Origin of the sequence: Pseudoalteromonas sp. S1609, assembly GCF_005887255.1 — a bacterium.
Taxonomy (GTDB): Bacteria; Pseudomonadota; Gammaproteobacteria; order Enterobacterales; family Alteromonadaceae; genus Pseudoalteromonas.
In genome coordinates this window covers 1-6042 of record NZ_PNDJ01000062.1, presented here as the reverse complement: position 1 = coordinate 6042, position 6042 = coordinate 1, and the positions used below count along the sequence as shown (strand labels likewise).

Below are 6042 nucleotides of genomic sequence, written 5' to 3'. Positions count from 1 at the left end.
CTCGAACCTCGAACCTCGAACTTATCTCATGGTAACAAACTCTTCAGAGCCGGTTGGGTGTAGTGCGACAACCGCATCAAAATCTGCTTTAGTTGCGCCCATTTTCATGGCGACTGCAAAACCCTGAATCATTTCATCAACGGTAAAACCAATACCGTGTAAGCCCACAACTTTTTCATCATCGCTTGCACACACTAACATCATATTACAGGCTTGGCGGTGCTGAGTAACTGCAGTATACATAGCCGCAAAGCTTGATTTGTATACTTTTACATTTTCGCCGCCGTACTGAGAAATCGCTTCTTGCTCAGTTAAACCAATGGTGCCGATAGGTGGGTGGCTAAATACTACGGTTGGTACTAGGCTGTAGTCCATTTTTAAATCGTTCGGCAATTCTTTATTAAATAAACGCTCCGATAGAGTACGACCCGCTTTAACAGCAACCGGTGTAAGCTCAATACCATTTTCGATAATATCACCCACAGCGTATACATTTTCAGCTGTGGTGTTTTGGTATTCATCTACTTTTACATAACCGCTTTCGTTTACTTCTACGCCTGCTGCAGCAAGGTTAATTTTATCGGTTGTTGGCGTGCGGCCTATAGCCCAAATAACCTGATCAACATTTTCGCTGTAACCATTCTCAAAATGAATCGTTAAGCTGCCATCAGCCTCTTTTACCACTTCTTTTGGTGAACACTCAGTGTGCAGTGTTGGGCCTTCTTTTGCCATAATATCAACCAGTGTGTCGATAATGTATGGGTCAAAGGTACGCAGTGGCTTGCTCTTACGAACAAATAAGTGAGTTTGTGTACCTAAGCTGTGCAGCACACCGGCAATTTCTACGGCAATATAACCGGCACCAACAACAGCAACGCGTTTAGGTTGTTCGTTCAGCTCAAAAAAGCCGTTTGAATCAATACCGTGTTCAGCACCTGGAATATTAGGAATAGTAGGGCGGCCACCAACGGCAACTAAAATGTGATCGGCAGTATAGTGTTCGCCATCTACTTCAACGGTTTTACTATCAACAAACTTTGCAAAACCTTTGATCACAGTTACGCCATTTTTAGCTAAACCATTATCATAGCCTTTGTGAATGCGGCCAATATAGGCTTCACGGCTTTCTACTAGCTTTGACCAGTCAAAGCCTTTAACTTCAACATCAAAACCGTAATCAGGAGCATAAAGATTAATTGCTTCAGCAACTTGAGCGCCATGCCACATTACTTTTTTAGGAACACACCCTACGTTTACGCAGGTGCCACCCATGTGTTTAGCTTCAATTAATGCTACTTTTGCGCCACGCATTGCTGCACGGTTAGCTGATGCAATACCACCACTACCGCCACCAATTGCAATGTAATCAAAATGCTGAGCCATGTTTAATCCTCTAAATGTGTTTAACAATGTTTTACCGATAATATCATATGCGATGAACAAGTCACTTGTTCGGGGCTGCTAAAATCTCTACCATCAAACGAAAACCAAGCTAGTTAAGATCAAGGTATTATTAGTCGAGCGTATATTAAGCTAAGAGCTGAACACTTCCCCTTGTATTTACGTATTTTGCCCCAACTTCATTTTTATATTTGCACAAACTGAGAATGACTATGAGCAATGCACAAACAAATCCCCTAATCGGGCTTGAAGGTTTACCGCCTTTTTCAAAAATAAAGCCAGAGCATGTTGTCCCGGCACTAAAAAAAGGTATTGAGCACTGTCGCAGTGCAATTGATGATGTATTAGCAAAGCAATCATACACCTGGAATGATTTAGTATTACCCCTTGAAGAAGCTGACGATAAACTATCGCGATTATTTTCACCGGTGTCGCATTTGAACTCGGTGATGAACAACGATGAACTTCGCGAAGCTTATGAGCAGTGTTTACCGCTTATTTCTGAATATTCTACTTTTGTTGGCCAACACCAAGGCTTATATGAGGCTTACAGCGCGCTTTATAATAGCGATGAATTTAAAACACTCACTACCGCTCAGCAAAAAACCGTTACCAACGCATTGCGTGACTTTAAGCTTTCAGGCATTGCACTAAATCCTGAGCAGCAAAAACGCTACGGTGAAATTAGTGCGCGTTTATCAGAGCTTGCTTCAAAATTTGGTAATAATGTGATGGATGCCACGCTTGCATGGCATAAGCATATTACCGATGAAAGCCAACTAGCGGGTTTACCAGAGTCAGCACTGGCATTAGCGGCCGATACAGCAAAAAGTAAAGACTTAGAAGGCTGGGTATTCACTCTCGATTTCCCTTCTTACTTACCTATAATGACTTACGCAGACGACCGTGAACTTCGCAAAGAAACATACACCGCGTTTTCTACTCGTGCATCCGATCAAGGTCCAAATGCAGGAGAGTTCGATAACTCAGCGATAATGAGTGAAGAACTAGCACTACGTCATGAGTTAGCACAATTACTGGGCTTTAATAATTACGCCGAAAAATCGTTAGCTACAAAAATGGCAGAATCACCTGCACAGGTATTTTCATTTTTAGAAGACTTAGCAGCTAAATCTAAGCCACAAGCAGAGCAAGAGCTTAAAGAGTTGCAACAATACGCAAAGCAACAGCACGGTATTAGCGAACTAGAAGCATGGGACTTTGGTTATTACAGCGAAAAGCTAAAGCAAGAAAAGTACGCGATTTCAGATGAAGTATTACGCCCATACTTCCCTGCCGATAAAGTGCTCAGTGGTTTGTTCGAAACGGTTAACCGCTTATTTGGTATTACAGTTAAAGAGCAAAAAGACATCGATACGTATCATAAAGATGTGCGCTTTTTTGAAATTTACGATAGCAACAATACTTTACGTGGTCGTTTCTACTTAGATTTATACGCCCGTGACCACAAGCGTGGTGGTGCGTGGATGGATGACTGTATGGGCCGTAAAGTGCGTGCTAATGGTGAACTTCAAACACCAGTTGCTTACTTAGTATGCAACTTTAATAAAGCGATTGGCGATAAGCCTGCTTTGTTTACCCATAATGAAGTAACCACACTGTTCCATGAGTTTGGTCACGGCATTCACCACATGTTAACTCAAGTAGATGCAGCGCCTGTTGCTGGTATTAATGGTGTGGCATGGGATGCCGTTGAATTGCCAAGTCAGTTTTTAGAAAACTGGTGTTACGAAGAAGAAGCCCTAAGCTTTATTTCAGGCCACTTCGAAACCGGTGAGCCATTACCAAAAGAGCTACTAGATAAACTATTGGCCGCTAAAAATTACAACTCAGGTATGCAAATGCTAAGACAACTTGAGTTCTCGTTATTCGATTTTAAAATTCACCATGACTACGTGGCAGACAAACCATGTAACATTCAAGCTGTACTTGATGATGTACGCAGTCGTACCTCAGTCATTAAGCCGCCAGCGTTTAACCGTTTTCAGCATGGCTTTAGTCATATTTTTGCGGGCGGTTATAGTGCAGGTTATTACTCGTATAAATGGGCTGAAGTACTTTCGGCAGATGCCTACTCTAAATTTGAAGAAGAGGGGATTTTTAATCCACAAACGGGCCAAGCGTTTATGCAGCATATTCTTGAAAAAGGCGGCAGCGAAGAGCCAATGGCACTGTTTAAAAACTTCCGCGGTCGTGAGCCAAGTGTAGATGCACTTCTGCTCCACAGCGGCATCGCCGCTTAGGGTCTGTTGATTTTTGCGGATTAAAATATAATTACAAAAGCGCCCCAGAGGCGCTTTTTTATTGCCTAAAATACAGCGCTGTTAAAGAATATTTTGAATAAATTTTAGTAGTTTTAACATGGCGTACTATGCTTTGAACAAAGTACTAAAAGGGACTAACGCATGGCAAAGTTAATACTGGCAATTGATGACGATAAATTAATGCACCATATTATTGAAGAATCTTTAGCTGGGTTTTGCAAAGTGATCCACGCCAAAAATGGTGAAGATGGCATAAGACAAGCGATTAAATATAACCCCGATATTATTTTGCTTGATGTTGAAATGCCAGGCATGTCTGGTTATGAGGTTTGCCAAACTATTAAACAAAATAAAGCCACAACAGATATTCCGGTAATGTTTTTATCATCCAAAGTGGGGCAAGCTGAACGTATTAAAGGGTTTAGTGTTGGCGGGGCTGACTACATTTTGAAGCCTTTTAACGCACAGGAGCTGATGGCACGGATTAAAATTCTTTACCAGTACCGCAAGCAGTGTGCAACACTGCAATATGATATAGCAAAGGCCAATAAAACAGCTGAAATGGCGATGATTGAAACCGGTGACATGGGGCGCATTATGCGGTTTGTTTGTCAAAGCTATCATGCCGATAATTTAGAATTACTAAGTGAATACTTTTTAGGTTTTTTTACTCCATTACACCTCAATGTCGTGGTTGTTTTTTGGCAAAATAACCAGGGAATGTTTTATAGCCAAGAAATTGGTGTATGCCCATTAGAGCAAGAGCTACTCATACAGCATAAAAATGCAGAACGCTTTGTTGATATTGGTCATAGTACTATTATTAATTACCCTAATATTTCACTATTAATTAAAAATATGCCTGTAGATACGCCATCACTTTATGGCCGCTATAAAGATTTATTTCCGCATATTTTAGAAGTAACTAACGAAAAAGTAGTTACTATACAGCAGCACCAATATCGACTAATGCGCGACAATGAGCTAACCCTTGCTTTTAAAGATATTGTTGCCCAGCTTAAAAATCAAAACGCCATGCAAACGAGTGCAATTAGCCAGCTTACAGAGCAGCTTGAGCAACTCCAATCGCTAATGCAAACACACAACGAGATATCAACTTCGCAATTTAATGAGCAAATAACTCAGCTTAGTCATACATCACAGCAGCTGGTTGCAACCACTAATGATTTAGCCTTTATTAAGCACCAACTAAAAACAACCACTCAACAGCGTGATGACTTAATTACTCAAACAAAACTAAGTAAACAACAAACGCAGCCAGAACCTGAGAGTGAAAATAACGATATTGAGTTGTTTTAAACTAGAGATCGTATATTGGCTTTGTTTGGGTATAATAACGGTGAAATTTATCATCGGAGTGTGAAGTGGTTATACAGTGTGCGTTTAAAGAGTGTCGACCTTATTTAAATGAGTTAGAAGCACGCTTTGGGCTTGCTCAATGGGCAGAGCAAAGCAGTGGTTTTAGCTTGCATTACGATGATAAAGGACTAAGCCTGTATAAAACTGACGAGCCAAAATTAGGTGCTATTAACGTAGACTTTGTAACTGGTGCCGTTGCACATAGGCGTAAATTTGGTGGTGGTAAAGGGCAATCAATTGCCAAAGCAGTTGGTCTTAATAAGGGCGCAACGCCAGTGGTACTCGATGCCACAGCAGGCCTTGGACGCGACGGCTTTGTGTTAGCCTCGCTAGGCTGTAAAGTAATTTTACATGAGCGCCATCCCGTGGTTGCTGCACTGTTATATGATGGCTTACAACGTGCTTATAACGATAGTGAAATTGGCCCATGGATGCAGCAAAATATGAGCCTTATCTTTGGCTCAAGCCATACCTTACTTGCCCAATGTGACAGCATGCCCGATGTGGTTTACCTTGATCCAATGTTCCCGCACCGTGAAAAATCAGCACTGGTTAAAAAAGAAATGCGGGTATTCCAAGAGTTAGTGGGTGGCGATACCGACGCCGATGATTTACTCGATTTTGCCTACCCCCTTGCCAGTAAACGTGTAGTAGTGAAACGCCCCGATTACGCACCATTTTTAAATGATAAAACTCCAAGCATGCAAATCAAAACCAAGAAGAACCGCTTTGATGTATATGTAAAAGCCGCGATGGTTTAGGTTAAAGAACAGTTTTTAGTCTTCAGCTGTCAGTTGTCAGCAAAAGATTAAGCCAAGTACGGTGTTTGGGTTAAACGTAGGCGGGGCTTTACGCCGCGCAGGTAGTTTGACATGTTGTGAAAGTGCGCGAGGTAAACTCTCACCTATAATATAAAAACTGGGCTTGCATAAGGCTCGGTGTTTTATTTTACTACCTGACCGCTGACCGCTGACCG

Annotated in this window: 4 protein-coding genes; 3 read left to right on the top strand and 1 reads right to left on the bottom strand. The window is 41.6% G+C overall.

Annotated elements, in window-relative coordinates:
* Window positions 1–21: 21 nt before the first annotated feature.
* The gene (gene gorA / locus CWB76_RS15465) at window positions 22–1383 is read right to left on the bottom strand and encodes a glutathione-disulfide reductase (protein WP_138608835.1); all 1362 of its coding nucleotides are present in this window, start codon (window positions 1381–1383) and stop codon (window positions 22–24) included.
* Window positions 1384–1613: 230 nt separating this feature from the next.
* On the opposite strand from gorA, the gene prlC reads away from it, so the two are divergent.
* From prlC to CWB76_RS15450, 3 genes are all read left to right on the top strand, one after another.
* A complete protein-coding gene (gene prlC, locus CWB76_RS15460) occupies window positions 1614–3665 on the top strand; it encodes an oligopeptidase A (RefSeq protein WP_138608833.1) in 2052 nt (683 codons plus the stop codon).
* Window positions 3666–3827: 162 nt separating this feature from the next.
* Entirely contained in the window at window positions 3828–5006 is a 1179-nt protein-coding gene (locus CWB76_RS15455; protein ID WP_138608831.1) for a response regulator, read from the top strand.
* Window positions 5007–5071: 65 nt separating this feature from the next.
* Window positions 5072–5827, top strand: a complete 756-nt coding sequence (locus CWB76_RS15450; protein WP_008467222.1) for a class I SAM-dependent methyltransferase — start codon at window positions 5072–5074, stop codon at window positions 5825–5827.
* Window positions 5828–6042 lie beyond the last annotated feature (215 nt).

Excerpts from the sequence above, each read along its gene's own strand:
- CWB76_RS15455 (WP_138608831.1), top strand. The coding sequence starts at position 3,828 with ATGGCAAAGTTAATACTGGCAATTGATGACGATAAATTAATGCACCAT.
- gorA (WP_138608835.1), bottom strand. The coding sequence starts at position 1,383 with ATGGCTCAGCATTTTGATTACATTGCAATTGGTGGCGGTAGTGGTGGT.
- prlC (WP_138608833.1), top strand. The coding sequence starts at position 1,614 with ATGAGCAATGCACAAACAAATCCCCTAATCGGGCTTGAAGGTTTACCG.